We start from the raw sequence: 19,557 nt of genomic DNA on the forward strand, positions 1-19,557 counted from the left end.
TTATTATCAAAGAGTACATTTGACAACAGAATATGCCTGACTGAAAAACTTAGATTCAACCTTTACATCACGCGCCTGAAGAACGGAGCTTTACAGGCCGTACTGGTAAACGACTTACGTATTCAGAAATCTATTTACCTCAATTACCTACTTTTCTATAGTGAAATGTAGAAACGTAGGCTAAATTCCACGTCATGATGTGGAAAAGTCGGTATATAACTCAAATAGATTCAGGCCTACGGAATGTCCAATTTTTAAAACCTCTAGAATGATAAATTCTGGAGACTTTTGTTTTTATTAACTTTTTTTGAATGTAGAGAATTTGTCACAATTGAGGCGAAATAAATTTATTCAGCAGAGATGACAAACGAAAAAAATTTGTATACAATGCTGACTTCTTTACGGAGAGGTGGCCGAGTGGTTTAAGGCGCACGCCTGGAAAGCGTGTAAACCCTTTAAAGGTTTCGGGGGTTCGAATCCCCCCCTCTCCGCCACAATCAAGTCATTTAAAGTTTCTTCATCGTCTTTTTACATCTCATTAAGCGCAACAAAGCCTTAAAGATCATTACGCTTTCACTCACTTAGGATCTTCAAGTCTTTCGTGAGAATGGTAGGGTATTCCGTAAGCCTGGCTTGAGTACAGCATAGCCCCGTTTCATCGTATTCCAAGGCGAGTCAAGCTTGTCTGATAGAACGCCTTTTAACTTCAGCGAGAAGTACTAGACGTCCGGTAACCGTAAGCAGTCTGTTTGAGCACTTTGATCTTGCTGTTCGCCTCTTCTAGCTGGCCCGAGCTGTAGTCGTATTTACCGGCACAGATCATGCTTGCCTTTCTTCCTTTAAGCATAGCCGCAAACTTTTGGCGGAGCCAAGCTATATTTATTGTTGATACAAACAGAAGCTTGCGAGCAAACTTCATCCATTCATCATAGGATTTTGTATCCTTGCACTACATATCTTTATGAGTAAGCCTACGAGAGAATATAGCGCTTCCTGAAGCCATTATCTTCGAGCAATTTGTCCAGTAGTAAGTGTCGTTTCTCGTTAAGGTGTCAAATTGTTTTCATTATCAGCTACTGAGACCAGGTCAAACTGATTATCTTTTCTCTGAGAACTCACGGGAAAGTGATTTCTGTGGGCGATGATGCCTCGATACAAGTCTTTGAGAAAAACATTCAGAAACTGAAACGTCATGTAGACGATTAAGCCCCTGTCCATCTGCAGAGTAAGGCCTGCGGAATTCTGGGGGCTTTCGTAAAAAATCTTTTTGTTTTTCTCTCAAACTAAAAAAGTTGAGAGAGATAGTTCTGCTTCTTACTTCTTAAAAGAGAATTTATTCTTCTTTGTTGTAATTTTTACGCCGTCAGAAGAACCTACGATTAAAACATCGGCTCCTCTCTTGGCAAAAATTCCACAGGTAACTAGGCCCGGTAATTGGTTAATGGCTTCTTCAAGCTTTAAAGGATCTTGGATCTGTAAACCGGACACATCAATAATGTTGTTTCCGTAATCAGTGATGCATTCTCTGACTTTAGGTACTCCTCGAATACCTTCCATAGATTTTTTAATTTGTTCCACAGCCTTGGGAAGAACTTCTAAGGGCAGAGGAAATGCGCCGAGCTGTTTGACGAGTTTTGTATCGTCGGCAATACAAACAAATTTATCGCTGGCCTGGGCAACGATCTTTTCGCCCGTAAGAGCAGCTCCGCCCCCTTTAATCATGTTGAAATTGGCATCAATTTCGTCGCAGCCATCAACATAAACAGGGATTCTTCCCTCAATTTCATTGAGTTCTACTACCGGAAAGCCAAAAGCTAAAAGCTGTCTTGTAGTTGCATCCGAACTGGAAACACAGGCTTTAACTTTTTTCCCGGATTGCTGAAGAGCGGCAATAAAAAAGCTTACTGTCGTGCCGGTACCAACCCCTAAATATTCATTTTCAATAACATAGTCGACTGCAGCCTTTGCAGCCAGCTCTTTCTTTCTTGCCTGCTCATCCATTGTTATTTGTCCTTAAGTTAGGTAAAAACTACATGTGATTTTATCCTCTTGTACGACCTTTCTTTAAAACAAATATTTGTTTTAGCCGTTGGTCTTTCAAATCAGAAGATATTTTGGTTATATACTTTCAGACCTTAGCGAAAAAAAAGTTTCTCATGAGCGAAGCCCACTCTACTTACAGCAGTCAGATAATGGACCGGTTCGGTGAATCTGTCACCGCTCTAAAAAAACAATCTAAGTTATCTACCGGTATCACCCCATTTATTTGGGCGATAGCAGTCCTTCTTATTGTTATCTTTGCCGCTTTATATATCAATGTTCGGACAAATAACGAGACCATCCTAAGAACGAACATTATGAAAAGCACAACCCAGGTGGCAAACAACATTGAGCTGAGATTAACTTCAACCAGCTCAACCATGGCCAGGGTTATTGAGAAATTAGAGCAAGAAGGCCCCAGCAAAGAAGTCTTCGATAAATACGGCCGAGAATTTTTACTCCAAAACCCTGAGGTTATTCTCTTAAGACTCATTGAGCCCAATGGAAAAGGAATCACTGCTCTCGTAGGCCCGCGTATTCGAAATGAAAGTTTCAGACAATATAACTACCTTGATTATCCGCCAGTAGTAAGAGACAGTATTCGGGATGCACTTGCCGCTAAACGAGTCGTTTACAGCAGCTATTGGGAGATCCCATATGATTCAACATCTCCTAATACGGTAATTATCTATCCGTTTACATTGAATGAAAAAGAATACGCGCTCCTCGCCCGTATTTCTCTTTCTCGACTTCTTGAGGAATCGGTTCCCAATATTCTTCGGTCAGATTACGAATTTAGCTTGATGCACGGAACAGAATTGATCGCAGGAAAAGCTCTTTACAATCCGCCTGACGACTTCACGATTCCAAGCTATATTCGCTCCGCCGACCCTCTTCCCTCTTCTATTCAGCTCTATGGCTGCAATCTTGTAGAAAGTCCTTTAATTTTTGCCAGCCCTTTACTCTTTTGGCTTGGCAGCTTGATGTTGTTCCTCCTCTTGTTGCTGTTCTTTTTATATAAAAAGATGGTGCAGAATCAAAACGCTTTGGATGCGGCAACAAAGGAAGTTGAATTACGAAGATCAATCGAGCGGTCTATGCTGATGGGAGTTCTGATCACGGATATGAACTCAACCATCATCTATCTCAACCAGTCAATGTGCAATCTTTGCGGTTACTCAGAAAACGAACTTCTCGGAAAAGAAAGTCCCTATCCTTTCTGGGGGGACTCGACTCCTCTTCCATCTACTATTCTTTCAGCTAAAGATTTAAATGCTTCTGAGCTTCCGTATCGGTTCGATATCACTATTCGGAAAAAGAACTCTCAGAAGATAAAAGGAATGCTTTTAGCATCGCCTTTCTATTCGCAAGATGGAGAGCAATCGGGCTGGATTTACTTGATTCGCGATAATACAAACGACTTTAATTCCCAAACATTGATCAATGACGCGATTGCGTCTTATGAAAAACTCCTGAATTCCGTGAATTCCTGTATCTCTGTAGTCACTCACAAGCCTTCGGGAAATATTCTCGGAATGCGCAATGACTTATATGTGGAAACGATGGGCTCTACAGTAAAAGGGCATCAGGACATTTCTCGCTCTTTCCATGAACCTTTTAATGCCGAAGGCAAGCGCACCGGAGATATTTGGGTTTCTTCGATGGAAAAATGGTTCAACGTCTCGGAAAGCAGAATCACGCTTCCCGGAGGTTCTCATGTTACGCTCCAAACGGCGCAAGACATCACTGATAAGAAAATCAGTGAAAAAACCCTCGAGGAACAAACAAACAAAATGGAGATTTCATCCCGCTTAATTACACTGGGTGAAATGGCCTCTACGATTACTCATGAAATTAACCAGCCGCTCACGGCGATTGTCGCTTATACGAGTACCGCTATCGAAGTGATGGACAACGCTTCTGAGGTAAATAAAAAGCAGGTTATTGAAGTTTTCCAAAAAGTTTCCGCTCAGGCTACCCGCATCGACAAAATTATTAAAAACATCCGCTCCTTTGCTAAGAGACGTTCAACTAGCCTTGAACCGATCCTCCTCGGAAATGTTCTTAACGATACGATGGAACTGGGAAAACTTATTGAAAAGAAATACAACGGTGTTCGTCTGAATTACGAAGTTCCAAAAACCCTTCCGACAGTTATGTGCGATCCGGTGCAGGTGGTGCAGATTCTTCTTAATCTCATCCGCAATGCAGCAGATGCATGCACTGAGGCAAAGAGTCCGAATTTAGAAATCACCGTCAGAGTCACAAAAGAAGAAGATCACGTAGCGATTGCTGTTGAAGATCATGGACCGGGAATAAACGACACCATGAAGGCAAGTTTGTTCACTCCATTCTTCTCAACTAAAAAGAACGGACTCGGACTTGGTTTGAGTACGTGTCAGACGATTGCTGAAGCCCACAATACAAGGCTTGAAGTTAGAGATAACCCAGGAGGCGGAACAATATTTTCCTTCGAACTCAAAATCGTTGCAAATAATTAGAAAATCTTAGAGAAAACTACTTATGATCTGAACTTTAGTGAAAATTTTTTGAATTTTTTTATCATTATCCCACGGGTAATACCCGCGGGGTATTTATAAAAAGTATATAATTAGGGTAGCTCAAATTAGTTAGCATTCTAGCGTGAGCAGCGAACCTTAAATTTAAAAATCTTCGTATAAACATTATTGAGAATAATTTCTGAAAGGCGTACAGATGATTCAGATGACCTCGAAAAACTACACTCAAGACAATCCTGAGACATTAGGTGTCGTCTATATCGTAGAGGATGACGAAGCTGTTAGAGACTCTCTTAAGTGGCTCTTAGAAGCATCTAGCTATCGCGTTGAACTTTTCGACAGCGGAGAGATGTTCCTTGCTAAATTCGATCCCAATGCTATCGCAGTTCTCGTATTGGACGTAAGAATGCCGGGTATGAGCGGTCTTGAGGTTCAAGAACACTTGATTGCCCGTAAATGCGACATTCCAATTATCTTCATTTCCGGACACGGTGATGTCTCAATGGCCGTCTCCACCTTAAAGAAAGGTGCCGTCGACTTTATTGAAAAACCTTTCGATCAGGCCGCTTTGCGCTCACAGGTTGAAAGAATGCTCCAGGAAGCAAGACAGAGACGTATCAGAGCAGAACGCCGCTCTCTTAACGATGCCTTGTTAAGTAAGCTCACCCCGCGTGAACAGCATGTTTTAGAGAGAATCGTCAGCGGTCGCTTGAACAAACAAATCGCCTCTGATTTAGGCATCTCAATCAAGACCGTAGAAGCTCACAGAGCATCCATCATGGATAAAACAAACTCTGGCACAGTTGCAGATCTGATGAGAGTGGTTCTTAATGCCAACAAGGCTCCCTTAAAAGACAGCTCCATTAGCTAAGACTTAAAAACAGATTACAAAACGAGAAGGCCTCCCCTTCTCGTTTTTGTTTAGACTTCCAGAACAACTTATGGAGTAACAGATGACCGCACAACTAATTAACGGAAAAGATTTATCTCAGCAGATCAGGAAAAGTATTAAAGACAAAGCCTCTAAATTAACGAAAGAATACCGTCAGCCCTGTCTGGCTGTCATTTTGGTAGGTGAAGATCCGGCCAGCCAAGTTTACGTACGAAATAAAGTTAAATCATGCGGGGACTGCGGCATTAAGTCCATTCTTCACAGACTTCCTGCCGACTCCACGGAAAAAGAAGTTATAGATTTAATTAATACCTTAAATCAGGACAAAGAAGTAGATGGAATCCTCGTTCAGCTGCCTCTTCCTAAACATATTTCCGAACAAAAAATCATCGAAACAATCGATGTTGCGAAAGACGTTGACGGCTTCCATCTTCATAACGTCGGCGCATTATCTTGCGGCCTTCCGTGTTTAAAACCGTGCACGCCTCACGGGGTTATTAAAATGCTTGAATCCGCCAATATCGATTTGGAAGGCAAGCTCGCCCTCGTCTTAGGCAGAAGCAATATCGTCGGAAAACCAATGGCTCAGCTTCTGCTCGAAAAGAACGCGACAGTCATCCTTGCCCACAGCAAAACACGTAATCTTCAGGAACTAACTCTGCAAGCTGACGTCATTATCGCTGCTGTCGGGCGTCCTCTTTTCTTGAAAGCTGAAATGGTGAAGCCCGGTGCCGTCGTTATTGATGTTGGTATTAATAGAAATTCAGAAGGAAAACTGTGCGGCGATGTTGACTTTGAAAATGTCAAAGAAACGGCTGGATTTATCACACCGGTACCGGGAGGCGTTGGTCCCATGACCATTACGATGCTTCTTGAAAACACTCTAATCGCTGCTGAAAACAGTTTCCAGAAAAAGGAAAACCAATGACAAACCAAAAATATGCTCTTTTAGATGTCGTTAAAAACAAGGACAAGCTTATTCCTTTCGATCATTTGGATGAGGAATCATTTAAGCCTGCAATCCTTGAATTAATTGCAAAGGTCAAAGAAACAACAAACGGCATTACTGAATCTAAAAGCGCTCCTTCTTGGAACAACATCATCGACAGACTTGATGATGCTGAAGAAAATTTAAATTTCGGCTGGACGATTATTTCCCACTTAAACAGCGTTAAAGATACTCCCGAGCTTCGCAAGATCGTCAATGAACTTTTGCCCTCTATTTCCGAGCTTTACAGCTGGTTAGGACAAAATGAAGAGCTTTACGCAAAGTACAAAGAGCTCAGAGGCTCTGAAGCAGGTAAACAACTCAACAAAACGCGCCAACGCATCCTAGAAAGACAAATTACAGGGTTTGTTCTTTCCGGCGCTGAACTCTCCAAAGAAAATAAGAAAAAACTCAGTGCCATCAATGAAGAAAGTTCCCAGCTCTCTCAGGAATTTTCTGAGAATCTTCTTGACTGCACCAACGATTTTTCTTTGTATCTCCCCGAAGGAACCAAACAATTAGAGGGAGTTCCGGAATCTGAGAAGCAGTTGTTTAAACAGCAGGCTCAAAAAGAAGGTAAGGAAGGTTACAAGATTACTTTACATATGCCTAACTACCTTCCCATCATGCAGTACGCTGCTGACAGAGACCTAAGAGAACAGCTTTACCACGCCTACAGCACCCGTGCTTCTGAATTCAGCCCTGCGGGTAAAGATAATGCCCCCATTATCGAGAGACTCCTAGAATTGAGATCTCAAGAAGCCGGTTTGCTAGGTTATAAAAATTTCGCCGAAGTCTCTCTAGTGATGAAGATGGCAGATTCTCCGGAAGAAGTTATCAAATTCTTGAGAGAACTTGCCTCTAAGGCGAAACCGGCCGCAAAGAAAGATATGGAAGAGCTTCTGAAATTTGCCAAAGAAGATCTGAAGCTCGAAGATCCTAAGGCTTGGGATCTGACTTATGCCAGCGAACGCTTAAGAGAGAAAAAATATTCTTACAGCGATCAGGAAGTAAAACAATACTTTACTGAGCCCACCGTCTTTAAAGGTCTGTTCGGACTAGTTGAGAAACTCTTCGGAATTCAAGTGGAAGAAACCAAGGCTCCTGTTTGGGCCCCCGAAGTCAAGTATTTTGTCATTAAAGACAAAGCCGGAAAAGAAATCGCCTCCTTCTACGCTGATCTCTACGCAAGAGAAGGTAAGCGCGGCGGTGCTTGGATGAACGACCAGAGATCTCGCAGAGAGGTCGACGGCAAAATTCAAACACCGATTGCTTATTTAGTATGCAACTTCTCCGCTCCTGTCGGGGACAAACCAGCCCTCCTCACGCTTAACGACGTTGAAACACTTTTCCATGAATTCGGCCACGGGCTTCACCACATGCTCACTAAGCAAACGGACTTGTCTGTTTCCGGTATCGCCGATGTTGAATGGGATGCCGTGGAAATGCCAAGCCAGTTTATGGAAAACTTCGTTTGGAATTGGGACATCATTCAATCATTAACATCCCATGTGGATACCGGCAAACCAATGCCGAAGGAATTGTTTGACAAGATTGTCGCAGCTAAGAACTTCGAAGCGGGTATGGCAAATGTTCGTCAAATTGAATTTGCCCTCTTCGATATGCTCCTTCACTGTGACTATGATCCGAAGACTTGTACCGTTCAGGAACTATTGGATGCCGTAAGAAAAGAAGTAGCGGTTGTTTTCCCACCGAAATATAACCGTTTTGCCAACTCTTTCTCTCACATCTTCGCCGGCGGCTATGCTGCGGGTTATTACAGCTATAAGTGGGCCGAAGTACTTTCTGCAGACGCGTTCTCCTTATTTGAAGAAAAAGGCATCTTCAATTCGGAAGTCGGACAGAAGTGGCTGACGGAAGTTCTTGCCGTCGGAGGTTCACGCCCTGCTAAAGAAAGCTTCAAAGCCTTCCGTGGCAGAGATCCTTCTCCGGACGCATTGCTGCGTTCATATGGTCTGCTGGATCGTTAGTCTTTAGGCCTCTGTTCCGGCAGAGGCCGCTGCCTCCGGAAATTCGGCAGGCGTTTTCTTTTGTCTGCCGTTTTCTTAAATAAGAAGGCATTTTTACGAGATTTTTTATGAAATGCAAAATTACCACCTGGAACGTTAACTCCCTTAAAGTAAGAAAGCCTCACGTTCTCCAATTTTTGCAAGAAGAGTCACCCGACATTCTTTGTCTTCAAGAACTTAAACAACCCACCGAGGAAGTAGATGCACCGGCTTTTGCTGAACTTGGCTACCACACCGAAGCCTTTGGTCAAAAGACCTACAACGGTGTAGCCACACTGACGAAAAAGAGCGTTTTCTCTGAGTGTACTGACATCGTCAAAAACCTTCCCAGTTTTGAGGATCCTCAAAGCCGTCTCTTGGCAATGACTTTATCTTTAGACGGAATGCCGCTGCGCATCGTTAACGGATACTTTCCCAACGGAGAAACAACCGAAAGTGAAAAGTTTCCATATAAGCTGAAATGGCTCGACAATTTAACAGCTTGGTTGGAAGAAGAACTGAAGCGGTATCCGAACTTAGTACTGCTCGGTGACTTCAATATTGCTCCCGAAGACATCGATGCCAAGCACCCCGAAGAATGGAAAGGCACGGTTCTTTGTGTTCCGGAAGTTCGTCAGAAATTTAAGAATTTGCTGAACTTAGGATTGGTCGACAGTTTCCGTCAGCATGAACAGCCGGAAAAGATTTATTCTTGGTGGGACTATCGTATGAAGGCTTTCCAAAGAAATCTCGGCCTCAGAATTGACCATATTCTTATCTCTGAACCTTTAGCTAAATTCAACCGCTCAGTTGTCGTTAACAAAAGCTTCCGCGGTCTAGAACGACCAAGTGATCACGCTCCGGTTACTTTGACCTTGGAACTTTAAGCGAATGCCGGGACCTCCCGGCATTTAATTATTCGGGAAGTTCTTCTATTTTTCTGGCTCGAAGCTGACCGCAGCCGCCCTCCACCTCTTGCGCGGCAGAATGACGATACTTCAATAGGACGTGGCCTTTCTTCAGACGTTCCGCTATGGAAAGCATAGCTTCCTCGGAAGGCCTCTCGTAAGGACTTCCTGCAATTTTATTGACGGGAATCATATTGAGAATGGCCTTTTGTCCCTTCCACAAAGAGATAACGTTCTCAACTTCTTCGTCTCCGTCATTCACACCGTCAATCAACGTCCATTGAAATTGCACAGGATAACCGCCAGCCTTGGCATATTCTGCGGCAAACGCCATCATATCCGCAACCGGCATCGGTTGAATATTAGGCATTAATTGCTTTCTTTTTTCATCAAACGTTGAATGCAGGGACAAGGCTAAAGCCGGCTTAACTTTAGAGGCCATAATGGCATCGAAAAGCCTTCTGTCCCCCACAGTAGAAAGAACTAAGTTCTTATAGGAAATACCAGAATACTTTGCCAAGAAGTTAATGGATGAAAGAACTCTCTTAAGGTTGTGGGACGGCTCTCCCATTCCCATAAATACCACTTTCTTAATCTGCTGGTATCGTCTTGCAATTTCAACCTGAGCCAAAATTTCTAAGTCGCTCAATTGACGAATTAGACCTGACTTCCCGGTCATGCAAAACACACATCCCACAGCGCAGCCGACCTGAGTCGAAACACATACACCACCTCGCGGAAGAATTACCGACTCGATTAATTGTCCGTCATGAAGTTTCAAAACCAAACGCGTTCCATCAGAGGATGAAGAGCATTCCTCTACGACTTCTGCAAGCTTATTGAGTTCATCCTTATATTTGTGTGCTGTCTCTTGGACTGAAAGCGGCAAACGAGGAGTACGCGCAGTCGGCGCTTTTCTGAGAATCCACTGGCGCCAAAAATGATCTATATGTACCTGAAGCGCTCCATTTTGGCGGAGCGCTTCTTCAACTTCTCTTATTTCCATTAATCAATAACAACTTTTATTATTTAGTGCTTTATTCTAAGTTGTACTCTTGAATTTTTCTTGTCATGGTGTTGCGGCCGATTCCTAACTTCAAAGCGGCTTCAACTTTCTTCCCTTTTGTTTCAGCCAATGCCGTTGTTAAAACAATTTTTTCAAAGGTTTCCGTCAACTGTTTCATTAAGTTAGGCGTAGCTGCCTCCAATTGCTGGCTGACTGCTAGTTTAAGGCTTTCCGTCCAATCAAAGCCGTTAATCGGCACCTGTGCATCCGGAACAGGTGTATTTTCTTGTGTCCGACAGTCATGGGACTGGACTTCTTCTTTTTCATGATTAAAATCTTCCGGCAAATCCGCAGGCGTGATAATTTGTGCGGGAGCCATCACAGTCAGCCAATTGCAGACATTCTCCAGCTGACGGACATTGCCGGGAAAATCAAATTTTGCAAGAATATCCATGGCTTCTTTACTGATGCCTTTTGGTTCCACGTTAAGCTGTTTTGCGGACTTGGATAAGAAATACGGCACTAATAAAGGGATATCTTCTTTTCTTTCACGTAACGGCGGAAGACGCAAACGAATCACATTAAGACGATGGAATAAATCTTCTCGGAAGCTTCCCTCTTTCACCATCTTTTCTAAATTTTGATGAGTTGCAGCGATCACACGGACATTTGCCTTTATAGGCTGATGACCGCCAACGCGGTAAAAATATCCATCCGATAGAACTCTCAGAAGACGAGTCTGGAGCTCGAAAGGCATATCTCCGATTTCATCTAAAAACAGAGTTCCACCCTCTGCCTGTTCAAATCTGCCGTGCCGAATATTGTTGGCACCGGTAAATGCCCCTCTTTCATGGCCGAACAATTCACTTTCCATCAATTCGCGTGGGATAGCGGCCATATTCAAAGCAATAAAGCCTGATTTTGCACGAGGACTATGATGATGCAGAGCACGGGCCACCACTTCTTTACCGGAGCCAGACTCTCCGGTAAGCAATACGGTGACATTGCTCTGAGAGAGTTTTCCAATCGCACGGAACACTTCCTGCATTGCCGGAGCCTGACCAATGATTTCCGCATCGAGAGGGAGGACTTCAGATGTTTGTTCATCAGCAGTAGACTCCTCTATCGCTCGTTCTATCAGCTCAATGGCTTTGCCGATATCAAAAGGCTTTGGAAGATATTCGAACGCGCCTCCTTGGTAACTCGATACAGCACTGTCCAGATCAGAGAAAGCAGTCATGATAATGACCGGGAATGTCCAGTCCGCATTTTTCTTTATCTCGGCAAGGAGTTCCAATCCGCTTTGATTCGGCATTCTGATGTCGCTAACCAGAACCGAAGGAGTTTCTGTTTTCAGTGCTTCTAGAACTTCATCAGCACTTTGAAAGGTCTGGACAGGGATTTCAGCTTTTTGAAGCGCTTTTTCTAAAACCCAACGAATCGACCAATCATCATCAACAATCCAAACTTTTTTCATAATTCCAGAGGGAACAGCAGACTGAAATCTGTCTTCCCTTTCCTACTGTAAACTTCGATTGAACCCCCGTGCTGCTCTACGAAGGAATGGACTAATGACAGACCAAGTCCGGTGCCTCCCGCTTTACCTGTCACCAATGGAAAAAAGATGCTTTCCTGGAGTTCCGGAGGAATTCCCGGACCGTTGTCTACGATATGAATATTCAGAGCTGTCTTGTGGCGCAATGCACCAATCATGACATGATGAACAACTCGAGTTGAAATAGTCAGCCGGGCAGTATTTTCTCTAATCTGCTCTTCAAGTGCTTCTACTGCATTGCGTAATAGATTCAAAAAAATCTGGGTTAGCTGACCTCGGTCGCCGTCAATGTCCGGAACACTAATATCGTAGTCCCTAACAATGGTCAGGCCGGAAGAAAACTCGGACTCGATAAGAAGCCTTACTTTTTCCAATATCTCATGGATATTGGTTTTAGAGGGTTTATAGGGCTGACGGTACGGAGCAAGAAGTTTATCGACCAAACCTTGCAGTCTATCGGCTTCGCTGATAACCACACGGGTATATTCTTTCTGTTCTTCATCCTTGAGATCGAACTCTAAAAGCTGGGCTGCTCCTCTAATTCCTCCGAGAGGATTTTTAATTTCATGGGCCAAATTCCGCAATAAACGCCTTGTATTTTCTGACAAGTCGTTCATGTGTTTATTATGATTCAGCAGCAAAGAATTCTTCGCAGGCTGCAGCTCGATTATTAAAAGCTGCTCTTCTTCAGGCAAAGGATGAACGGAGGCATAAACCTGAACCAGCGCTCCGGGACGAAGGATGAGCTCGGTGAGTTCAGCACGCATCGAAAAAAGAGAGGAAGTATTCTTCTTATAACTTCCGATCCACTCTCTGGCTTTCGGTAAAAAGGAAGACACCGGAAAACCGAAAAGAATTTTATTAGAACGTCCGAGCAGAGATTCACAAGCAGCATTTACATACTCAATCATGCCGTTCACATCTACAATCAACACACTGGTGGAGAGTAGATTCAATCCGCCGATTTTGTCAGTGTCTAACCTCATGGGTAGCAATCCGAGTTAAAAAAGGGCATCACAAGACCGGATGCCCTTTTTCAGTCAAAAGATTTTAATTATTGGGCGTAGTACATGTCGTACTCTTCCGGTGTAACGGCAAGCATGACTCTTTCAACGTCATGACGTTTGACTTCAATGTAAGCCTGAATCATATCTTCGGTGAAGACACCGCCGGCTGTCAGGAAGTCATGGTCAGCAGCCAGACTATCAAGGGCTTGTTCCAAAGAAGAGCAAACTGTCGGAATCTTGGCATTTTCTTCCGGAGGAAGATCATAAAGGTTCTTGTCAGCAGCTTCACCCGGATGAATCTTGTTCTGGATACCGTCAAGACCAGCCATTAACAAGGCAGCAAAGCAGAGATATGGGTTGGCCATCGGATCCGGGAAGCGGACTTCAACACGGCGTGCTTTGTCGCTAGCTACGTACGGAATACGCAAAGAAGCTGAGCGGTTACGTGCAGAATAAGCCAATTTAACAGGAGCTTCAAAACCCGGAACCAAGCGGCGGTAGCTGTTTGTTGTCGGGTTGGTAATGGCATTTAATGCTCTGGCGTGTTTGATAACGCCGCCGATGTAATAAAGAGCCATTTCAGACAAACCGGCATAACCATTGCCGGCAAACAAGTTCTTGCCGTCTTTCCAAATAGACTGGTGAACATGCATACCGGAACCGTTATCGCCAACCAATGGTTTCGGCATGAATGTAGCGGTATGTCCCCAATTCAAAGCGACATTCCAAACAGTGTATTTGAGAATTTGTGTCCAGTCAGCACGTTTTACCAATGTGCTGAACTTAGTTCCGATTTCGCATTGACCTGCGCCGCCCACTTCATGATGATGTACTTCAACAGGAACGCCTTGTTCTTCAAGAGCAAGACACATTGCTGCGCGGACATCGTTGAGATTGTCTGTCGGAGCAACCGGGAAGTAGCCGCCTTTAACTGCAGGACGGAAGCCGGTGTTTCTGCCTTCCATATCTTCCTTGTTGGACCAGTGTCCGCAGTAAGAGGAAACCTTGAAGAAGGATTTGTCCATAGATGTTTCCCAAGAAACACCGTCAAAAATAAAGAATTCCGGTTCCGGACCGAAGAAAGCAGTATCGCCGATGCCGGTGCTCTTGAGATAAGCTTCTGCACGTTTGGCAACGGAACGGGGATCGCGTTCATAACCTTTACCGTTTGCAGGATCAACGACGTCGCAGGTAAGAATAAGTGTTGGTTCTTGAGTAAACGGATCCATTCTTGCGCTGTCCGGATCCGGCATCAACAACATATCGCTGGCTTCGATGCCTTTCCATCCGCGGATTGAAGAGCCGTCGAATGCATGGCCTTCCTCGAATTTGTCTTCATCAAATGAAGAAACAGGAACGGAGACATGCTGTTCTTTGCCCATAAAGTCGCAAAAACGAAGATCCACGAATTTAACATCCTGATCCTTGATCAGGTCCATTACATCGTCAGCTGTTTTAGCCATCATTTTCTCCTAACTGAGTAGCATGTGTATTAAGAAGTTAATCAACTATACGCAAAAACCGTGCCAACATTTTCAGTGATAACTCTAAACAGCAGTGACCACGTTGGTGCATGAAAGCCGCGGCAAAAATACAGAGCAATCTTCTTCGTACGAAAAGCACCATTTTAGTGCAATTGCGCCTAATTAGTGCATAGGAACTCTTCTTGTACGTAATTTAAAAAGTTCCAACCTGTTTCCGTTGTTTTTACGAGATTTGGATCTCTGACGAGCATACCTTCCTTTTGAAGCTTTTCGACCGTGGGCCGAATGAACTCATAAGACAGAAAAGTTCTTTGTTTCCACAGTTCTGTCGGAACTCCTTCTCTTAATCGAAGAGCATTGAGCATAAATTCAAAGGGTATGTCTTCTTGAGGCGTCTTAATATCTATCACGAGTCCCGTGCCCCCTGACTGGACCTTTTCTCTCCAGAGTTCCGGGTTCATCGCACTGACCGTTCTCCAAATTTCTTTGTCTTGCGTGAGTTTGCCGTGCGCTCCCGGTCCGATTCCAAGATAGTCTCCGTATTGCCAGTAATTCAAATTATGACGGCATTGGAATCCGGGCATTGCATAGCCGGAAATTTCGTAATGCTCGAATCCGTTTTGGACCAGCGATTCAGCAACCAAGTCACCCATATCTGCTCTCATATCGTCATCGGGCAGATTAGCGGGTTCGTATTTACCGAAATAGGTGTTAGGCTCGATAGTAAGCTGATAGTAAGAAAGATGAGTGCTTCCGAAGCTCAATGCTGTTGAGATATCTTTTTCTAATTCTTCAAAAGTTTGTCCCGGCAAAGCAAACATCAAGTCAAGATTAAAATTCTCAAAAATCTCAGCCGCTGCGCCAGCTGCGCGTTTGGCTTCTTCACTTGAGTGAATTCTTCCGAGAACTTTAAGTTTTTGATCGTCAAAACTTTGTATTCCAATTGAGAGACGATTAATTCCGGCCTTTCGGTATCCTGCAAAGTTCTTATATTCAAAGGTTCCCGGATTAGCCTCCATCGATATTTCAGCATTCGGCGCAACAACAAAGTTCCGATGAAGTCCCTCAAGAATCTGAGAAATAGACGATGGAGACAGCAATGACGGGGTACCGCCTCCAAGGTAGATTGTTGAAATCTGCCGACCCCCTCCCCTGTGTGAGAGCCTCTCAACACTTAAGAGGAGGTTTTTCACATATTGATCTTCGGAATCTTTTTCTCTCTTAAATTCATGAGAATTAAAATCACAATAGGGACACTTATGAATACACCACGGCCAGTGAAGGTAGACAGATAATGGAATCATTGTTATTTCCAATTATTGACGATGAGTTCTTTCATCTGCTGCATTGCTTTGCCTCGATGACTGATAGCGTTCTTTTCCTCGGCGGACAGTTCAGCTGCATGTTTGCCCAGCGCAGGAATAAGGAAATAAGGATCGTAGCCAAAGCCGCCTTGGCCTTTTCTTTCTTGGCTAACTTCACCTTCCCATCTGCCTACAGCAATGAGAGGCTCAGGATCATCTGCACTACGAACGGCAGTCAAAACACAAACGTAATGGGCTCGTTTATTGTTTTGAGTTCTCATCAACTCTAGAAGCTTCTGATTGTTTTTTTCATCATCAGCATTTTCTCCGGCGAATCTAGCGCTAAATACTCCCGGAGCTCCCCCTAAAGCGTCTACACAAATACCGGAATCGTCAGCAATTGCAGGCAACCCAGACTCTTTGGAGGCATGACGGGCTTTTGCCAAAGAATTTTCAATGAAAGTAAAAAAAGGCTCCTCGGCAGAAGAAATATTAAGGCTGCCCTGAGAGACGACTTCTATTCCCAAAGGAGCAAGAAGTTCGTTCATCTCTTTCATTTTTTTCTTGTTATTACTTGCTAAAACAATCTTATTAAACATCGTTATTCCTGATTTTGAACCTTCATCAATTCTTTAATACCATTCTTAGCCAGTTGGATTAAAGTGCCGAGTGTTTCTTCGTCAAACGGGTCTCCCTCTGCTGTCCCTTGAACTTCAACAAACTTATTTTCACTTGTCATCACAACATTCATGTCGGTATCGCAGAGATGATCTTCTTCATAATCCAAATCGCAGACCGGCAGCCCGTGAAAGACTCCGACAGACAAAGCTGCAACTTGAGCTTTGATTGGATTTTCAAGAATAAGCCCTTCTTTCAGAAGTTTTTCTACCGCATCTTTTAAGGCCACATAAGCCCCGGTAATAGAAGCGCACCGTGTACCTCCGTCTGCTTGAATGACGTCGCAATCGATCTTAATTGTTCTAGTCCCCAGCTTCTCCATGTCCACAACTGCACGAAGAGAACGTCCAATCAAACGCTGAATTTCTTGAGTTCTTCCGCTTTGCTTACCTTTTACTGCTTCTCTATCGGTTCTAGTTCCGGTAGCACGCGGAAGCATTCCGTACTCTGCCGTGACCCAGCCGCGGTTCTCATCTTTCATCCAACCCGGAACTTTTTCTTCCACTGAGGCGGTACAGATGACTTTGGTGTTACCCATTTCAATAAGCACGGAACCTTCTGCGTAACAAGTGAAATTCTTTGTAATTCGAACAGGTCTGATTTGTTCAGGAGTCCGGCCGCTCGGCCTTACTACAGTCTCCATCTATGCCTCCGAAAAGTATTTACGTTTACTAATAGTGTGATAGTTTTAGAATAGAGCAATTTTAGAAGATTCAAGGACATAAAAATGAGCAACAATATCTACAGCATGACAGGCTTCGGCTCGGTCTCTGCGGATACAGAAATAGGAACTCTTCAAATCGAGTTAAGAGCAGTCAATTCAAGATTTTTAGATTTCTACTACAACGCCGCGACAGACGGCTTGCGTTCTCTGGAACCCAAAGTCAGAAAGCTTATTGGCGATAGTGCTGACATCAAAAGAGGAAAAGTCGAATGCAAAATCTACATTTCCAATAGAACTTGTCCTTTGCAGAACATTAGCTCCGTCAACATGGAAGCTATTAAAAATCTTCACGATCTTTCAAAAAAAATAAAGAAAGTCGTCAAAGTCAAAGACATGACTATCGGGGAAATCTTGAAAGTGCCGGGAATTTTCAACGATCAGACCGATGTCAACGCAAAAGTTGAAACGGCAGTATTAGCCGGTTTGCAGGAATGCATTAACCGTTTCAATACTTCTCGAAATGAAGAAGGAAACAAATTGGCTGAAATCATGCTTCGTCAATGCGATGAGATTGAAAAGCTAGTCAAGGAACTACAGCCGAAAGTCCCTGAAATCATTAATGCACTAAAGGCTAAACTTCAAGCACGACTTGCTGAGGCATTAACCGATGAACTAAGCAATAAGAGCTCTCTGACTGCCGAAGAAGTCAATGACAGAATCAGAATGGAAGTCACTCTTTTTGCAACCAAGATTGATGTTGCCGAAGAAATGGATCGATTGCTGACCCATGTCTTTAAGATTCGTGCCGCTGTTAAGGAAGGTGGATCCTTGGGCCGCAAGTTGGATTTCATTATTCAAGAGCTTAATAGAGAAGCCAATACTTTAGCCAGCAAAGCCAGTGCTATTGAAATGACTGATACAGCAGTAAAACTAAAAGTTGTTATTGAACAAATGCGCGAACAAGTTCAGAACCTTCAATAACACTTTTTGTCATGGAGAGGACCGTCTAAACGGTCCTTTTTTCTTTGAATATCTTCTATGTCACCACAATGGCAATGAACTCCCCCTTTATCCTCCACTTCTCCTTATTATCTGAGTAAGAATTGATAAATAAGAGTGAGAGTAAGTGGAAGGTGGCGCCGTGTTCATGGAGTTATTCACCAATGTAGATTTGTTTTTGAGCCATATGCACGAGACCTATGGTCTTTGGTTGTATGTGGTTCTCGGTCTAATCTTCTTCTTAGAATCCGGCGTGTTTTTTACCGGACCTTTCCTTCCCGGAGATTCCCTACTATTCGTCGCTGGTGCAACAGCCGCTGCCGGCGTTCTTGATCCCTGGGCTGTCATTCTCGGCTCAACGGTCGGAGCGCTCTTCGGCAATATTGTTGGATTCCTCTTTGGAGCCTGGATTGGCAAAAGGCTTTTCACCCACGAATCCAGCAAATGGTTCAATCAAGAAAATCTTCAAAAGGCCAAGCTCTTTTTTGACAAGCACGGCGGCAATGCGGTAGCCCTTGCCCGCTTTATTCCTCTTATTCGCTCTCTTATCCCTGTCGTAGCCGGTTCCTCAAAGATGAACTTTATGCTTTTTAACATTTACAGCGCTTTGAGTGCCTTGGCATGGACCTGTATTTCGACAGCTCTCGGTTACTGGCTCGGCTCAATTCCTTTTATCAAGGACAATCTTTCCTGGTTGGTAGTCGGAAGCATTCTGATTGTTATTGTAGGGATTCTTGGGTCTGCCGTTTACAAGAAAAGAAAGGAAAAGTGAAGGCATACTGCTGATTATCTTCAGCACTATCCCAAGGATGAGATACCATTTTTCTTGAAAGACAAGGAACTTCGTCAAGAGGAAGGTGGCATGAAAGTAGGACCGAACTCGAAGACTTCAAGATATTTGTTTATGCCCCTAAGACATTCCTCTAGCCTTATTCCAGATTTTTTTGAATATCTTGTTCATCATTAGTCCTATAATTGTGTCTACAACGTGAATACGTAATTTGTCAAAGGTGACGTTATGCAAGCTCTTGCCAATGAATTTATTCGAGTTCGTATCAATGAACAGTTAAAGCACGAGGCGAATGCAGTCTTTGAATCCATGGGATTAACCATGTCGGATGCCATCCGTATTTTTTTAAAACGAGTTGTCGATGAAAAGGCCCTGCCGTTTACTCTGGAGATGCCGAGACATTTAGATGCTTCGCAGATGAGTAAAGAAGAGTTTGACTCTAGGATGGAAAGAAGTTTTCGTGACATTGAGGAAGGACGTGTTCTTCCAATGGAAGAGGTTTTTGCGAAACTCAAAGAAAGAACCGGCAAATGATTTTCAGCATTGAAATTACCGCATCCGCTGAGCAAGATCTTTGTGACATATTTGAGTTTATTGCCTACGAACAATGTTTACCGGAAACAGCGGCTGGACTGATTGAAAAACTTCACAAAGGCATTGCCTCCCTCAGTTATATGCCTGAACGCTGTCGTCGTTTTGAACAAGAGCCGTGGT

Annotated in this window: 19 protein-coding genes and 1 tRNA gene; 10 read left to right on the plus strand and 10 right to left on the minus strand. The window is 43.7% G+C overall.

The window, feature by feature from the left end; translation table 11 throughout:
• Window positions 1-403: 403 nt before the first annotated feature.
• Window positions 404-494: transfer RNA gene (locus ACYQ4O_RS10580), tRNA-Ser, on the plus strand.
• A 212-nt stretch (window positions 495-706) separates the two neighbouring features.
• On the opposite strand, the gene ACYQ4O_RS10585 is transcribed toward ACYQ4O_RS10580, so the two are convergent.
• Window positions 707-919 (minus strand): transposase, encoded by a 213-nt coding sequence (locus ACYQ4O_RS10585; RefSeq protein ID WP_308513077.1) that lies wholly within the window; start codon window positions 917-919, stop codon window positions 707-709.
• A gap of 395 nt (window positions 920-1,314) precedes the next feature.
• Window positions 1,315-2,007, minus strand: a complete 693-nt coding sequence (rpiA, locus tag ACYQ4O_RS10590; protein ID WP_374041552.1) for a ribose-5-phosphate isomerase RpiA — start codon at window positions 2,005-2,007, stop codon at window positions 1,315-1,317.
• Between the two features lie 149 nt (window positions 2,008-2,156).
• On the opposite strand from rpiA, the gene ACYQ4O_RS10595 reads away from it, so the two are divergent.
• The 5 genes from ACYQ4O_RS10595 (at window position 2,157) to xth (ending at window position 9,335) form a co-directional block, all read left to right on the plus strand.
• Window positions 2,157-4,541 carry a PAS domain-containing sensor histidine kinase gene (locus tag ACYQ4O_RS10595; RefSeq protein WP_460175564.1) on the plus strand — a complete coding sequence of 795 codons (2,385 nt, stop codon included), beginning with the start codon at window positions 2,157-2,159 and terminating at the stop codon, window positions 4,539-4,541.
• Between the two features lie 223 nt (window positions 4,542-4,764).
• Window positions 4,765-5,430 carry a response regulator transcription factor gene (locus ACYQ4O_RS10600; RefSeq protein ID WP_277037160.1) on the plus strand — a complete coding sequence of 222 codons (666 nt, stop codon included), beginning with the start codon at window positions 4,765-4,767 and terminating at the stop codon, window positions 5,428-5,430.
• Between the two features lie 82 nt (window positions 5,431-5,512).
• The gene (folD, locus tag ACYQ4O_RS10605; protein WP_308513080.1) at window positions 5,513-6,379 is read left to right on the plus strand and encodes a bifunctional methylenetetrahydrofolate dehydrogenase/methenyltetrahydrofolate cyclohydrolase FolD; all 867 of its coding nucleotides are present in this window, start codon (window positions 5,513-5,515) and stop codon (window positions 6,377-6,379) included.
• The gene (locus ACYQ4O_RS10610; protein WP_308513081.1) at window positions 6,376-8,430 is read left to right on the plus strand and encodes a M3 family metallopeptidase; all 2,055 of its coding nucleotides are present in this window, start codon (window positions 6,376-6,378) and stop codon (window positions 8,428-8,430) included. Before folD ends, ACYQ4O_RS10610 begins: the two co-directional genes overlap by 4 nt.
• Before the next feature lie 107 nt (window positions 8,431-8,537).
• Entirely contained in the window at window positions 8,538-9,335 is a 798-nt protein-coding gene (gene xth, locus ACYQ4O_RS10615; protein ID WP_308513082.1) for an exodeoxyribonuclease III, read from the plus strand.
• Between the two features lie 28 nt (window positions 9,336-9,363).
• Here the strand turns inward: xth and ACYQ4O_RS10620 are convergent, their stop codons facing one another.
• The 7 genes from ACYQ4O_RS10620 to rph all read right to left on the minus strand — a co-directional run bounded on the left by ACYQ4O_RS10620 (window position 9,364) and on the right by rph (window position 17,033).
• Window positions 9,364-10,362, minus strand: coding sequence for a radical SAM protein (locus ACYQ4O_RS10620; protein ID WP_308513083.1), 999 nt, complete (start codon window positions 10,360-10,362; stop codon window positions 9,364-9,366).
• 31 nt (window positions 10,363-10,393) lie between these two features.
• The gene (gene ntrC, locus ACYQ4O_RS10625) at window positions 10,394-11,839 is read right to left on the minus strand and encodes a nitrogen regulation protein NR(I) (protein ID WP_460175565.1); all 1,446 of its coding nucleotides are present in this window, start codon (window positions 11,837-11,839) and stop codon (window positions 10,394-10,396) included.
• Window positions 11,836-12,903, minus strand: a complete 1,068-nt coding sequence (gene glnL, locus ACYQ4O_RS10630; RefSeq protein WP_460175566.1) for a nitrogen regulation protein NR(II) — start codon at window positions 12,901-12,903, stop codon at window positions 11,836-11,838. The genes ntrC and glnL overlap by 4 nt, the downstream gene beginning before the upstream one ends.
• A gap of 68 nt (window positions 12,904-12,971) precedes the next feature.
• A complete protein-coding gene (gene glnA, locus ACYQ4O_RS10635) occupies window positions 12,972-14,387 on the minus strand; it encodes a type I glutamate--ammonia ligase (protein ID WP_308513086.1) in 1,416 nt (471 codons plus the stop codon).
• Window positions 14,388-14,566: 179 nt separating this feature from the next.
• Complete coding sequence (hemW, locus tag ACYQ4O_RS10640; RefSeq protein ID WP_308513087.1) at window positions 14,567-15,712, minus strand: radical SAM family heme chaperone HemW; 1,146 nt, start codon at window positions 15,710-15,712, stop codon at window positions 14,567-14,569.
• A gap of 2 nt (window positions 15,713-15,714) precedes the next feature.
• The gene (gene rdgB / locus ACYQ4O_RS10645; protein WP_308513088.1) at window positions 15,715-16,311 is read right to left on the minus strand and encodes an RdgB/HAM1 family non-canonical purine NTP pyrophosphatase; all 597 of its coding nucleotides are present in this window, start codon (window positions 16,309-16,311) and stop codon (window positions 15,715-15,717) included.
• 2 nt (window positions 16,312-16,313) lie between these two features.
• A complete protein-coding gene (gene rph / locus ACYQ4O_RS10650; RefSeq protein WP_308513089.1) occupies window positions 16,314-17,033 on the minus strand; it encodes a ribonuclease PH in 720 nt (239 codons plus the stop codon).
• An 84-nt stretch (window positions 17,034-17,117) separates the two neighbouring features.
• Here rph and ACYQ4O_RS10655 point away from each other — a divergent pair, with 84 nt between their 5' ends.
• Together ACYQ4O_RS10655 and ACYQ4O_RS10660 are read left to right on the plus strand one after the other, a co-directional pair.
• Window positions 17,118-18,035 (plus strand): YicC/YloC family endoribonuclease, encoded by a 918-nt coding sequence (locus tag ACYQ4O_RS10655; RefSeq protein ID WP_308513090.1) that lies wholly within the window; start codon window positions 17,118-17,120, stop codon window positions 18,033-18,035.
• A gap of 166 nt (window positions 18,036-18,201) precedes the next feature.
• The gene (locus ACYQ4O_RS10660; protein ID WP_066592900.1) at window positions 18,202-18,825 is read left to right on the plus strand and encodes a DedA family protein; all 624 of its coding nucleotides are present in this window, start codon (window positions 18,202-18,204) and stop codon (window positions 18,823-18,825) included.
• Window positions 18,826-18,963: 138 nt separating this feature from the next.
• On the opposite strand, the gene ACYQ4O_RS10665 is transcribed toward ACYQ4O_RS10660, so the two are convergent.
• Window positions 18,964-19,017: an ESPR-type extended signal peptide-containing protein gene (locus ACYQ4O_RS10665; protein ID WP_374041553.1), complete on the minus strand. Its 54-nt coding sequence runs from the start codon at window positions 19,015-19,017 to the stop codon at window positions 18,964-18,966.
• 54 nt (window positions 19,018-19,071) lie between these two features.
• Between ACYQ4O_RS10665 and ACYQ4O_RS10670 the strand changes: the two genes are divergently transcribed.
• Window positions 19,072-19,377 (plus strand): type II toxin-antitoxin system RelB/DinJ family antitoxin, encoded by a 306-nt coding sequence (locus ACYQ4O_RS10670; protein WP_308513091.1) that lies wholly within the window; start codon window positions 19,072-19,074, stop codon window positions 19,375-19,377.
• Window positions 19,374-19,557 (plus strand): type II toxin-antitoxin system RelE/ParE family toxin (locus ACYQ4O_RS10675; protein ID WP_460175567.1); only part of this gene is annotated, 184 nt, incomplete at its 3' end. The genes ACYQ4O_RS10670 and ACYQ4O_RS10675, both read left to right, overlap by 4 nt.

It is taken from the genome of Turicimonas sp. TL08, assembly GCF_054660695.1.

What these genes read in the sequence shown, in the direction of transcription:
- ACYQ4O_RS10585 (WP_308513077.1), bottom strand. Translation starts at nt 919, where the DNA reads ATGAAGTTTGCTCGCAAGCTTCTGTTTGTATCAACAATAAATATAGCT.
- ACYQ4O_RS10595 (WP_460175564.1), top strand. Translation starts at nt 2,157, where the DNA reads ATGAGCGAAGCCCACTCTACTTACAGCAGTCAGATAATGGACCGGTTC.
- ACYQ4O_RS10600 (WP_277037160.1), top strand. Translation starts at nt 4,765, where the DNA reads ATGACCTCGAAAAACTACACTCAAGACAATCCTGAGACATTAGGTGTC.
- folD (WP_308513080.1), top strand. Translation starts at nt 5,513, where the DNA reads ATGACCGCACAACTAATTAACGGAAAAGATTTATCTCAGCAGATCAGG.
- ACYQ4O_RS10610 (WP_308513081.1), top strand. Translation starts at nt 6,376, where the DNA reads ATGACAAACCAAAAATATGCTCTTTTAGATGTCGTTAAAAACAAGGAC.
- xth (WP_308513082.1), top strand. Translation starts at nt 8,538, where the DNA reads ATGAAATGCAAAATTACCACCTGGAACGTTAACTCCCTTAAAGTAAGA.
- ACYQ4O_RS10620 (WP_308513083.1), bottom strand. Translation starts at nt 10,362, where the DNA reads ATGGAAATAAGAGAAGTTGAAGAAGCGCTCCGCCAAAATGGAGCGCTT.
- ntrC (WP_460175565.1), bottom strand. Translation starts at nt 11,839, where the DNA reads ATGAAAAAAGTTTGGATTGTTGATGATGATTGGTCGATTCGTTGGGTT.
- glnL (WP_460175566.1), bottom strand. Translation starts at nt 12,903, where the DNA reads ATGAGGTTAGACACTGACAAAATCGGCGGATTGAATCTACTCTCCACC.
- glnA (WP_308513086.1), bottom strand. Translation starts at nt 14,387, where the DNA reads ATGGCTAAAACAGCTGACGATGTAATGGACCTGATCAAGGATCAGGAT.
- hemW (WP_308513087.1), bottom strand. Translation starts at nt 15,712, where the DNA reads ATGATTCCATTATCTGTCTACCTTCACTGGCCGTGGTGTATTCATAAG.
- rdgB (WP_308513088.1), bottom strand. Translation starts at nt 16,311, where the DNA reads ATGTTTAATAAGATTGTTTTAGCAAGTAATAACAAGAAAAAAATGAAA.
- rph (WP_308513089.1), bottom strand. Translation starts at nt 17,033, where the DNA reads ATGGAGACTGTAGTAAGGCCGAGCGGCCGGACTCCTGAACAAATCAGA.
- ACYQ4O_RS10655 (WP_308513090.1), top strand. Translation starts at nt 17,118, where the DNA reads ATGAGCAACAATATCTACAGCATGACAGGCTTCGGCTCGGTCTCTGCG.
- ACYQ4O_RS10660 (WP_066592900.1), top strand. Translation starts at nt 18,202, where the DNA reads ATGGAGTTATTCACCAATGTAGATTTGTTTTTGAGCCATATGCACGAG.
- ACYQ4O_RS10670 (WP_308513091.1), top strand. Translation starts at nt 19,072, where the DNA reads ATGCAAGCTCTTGCCAATGAATTTATTCGAGTTCGTATCAATGAACAG.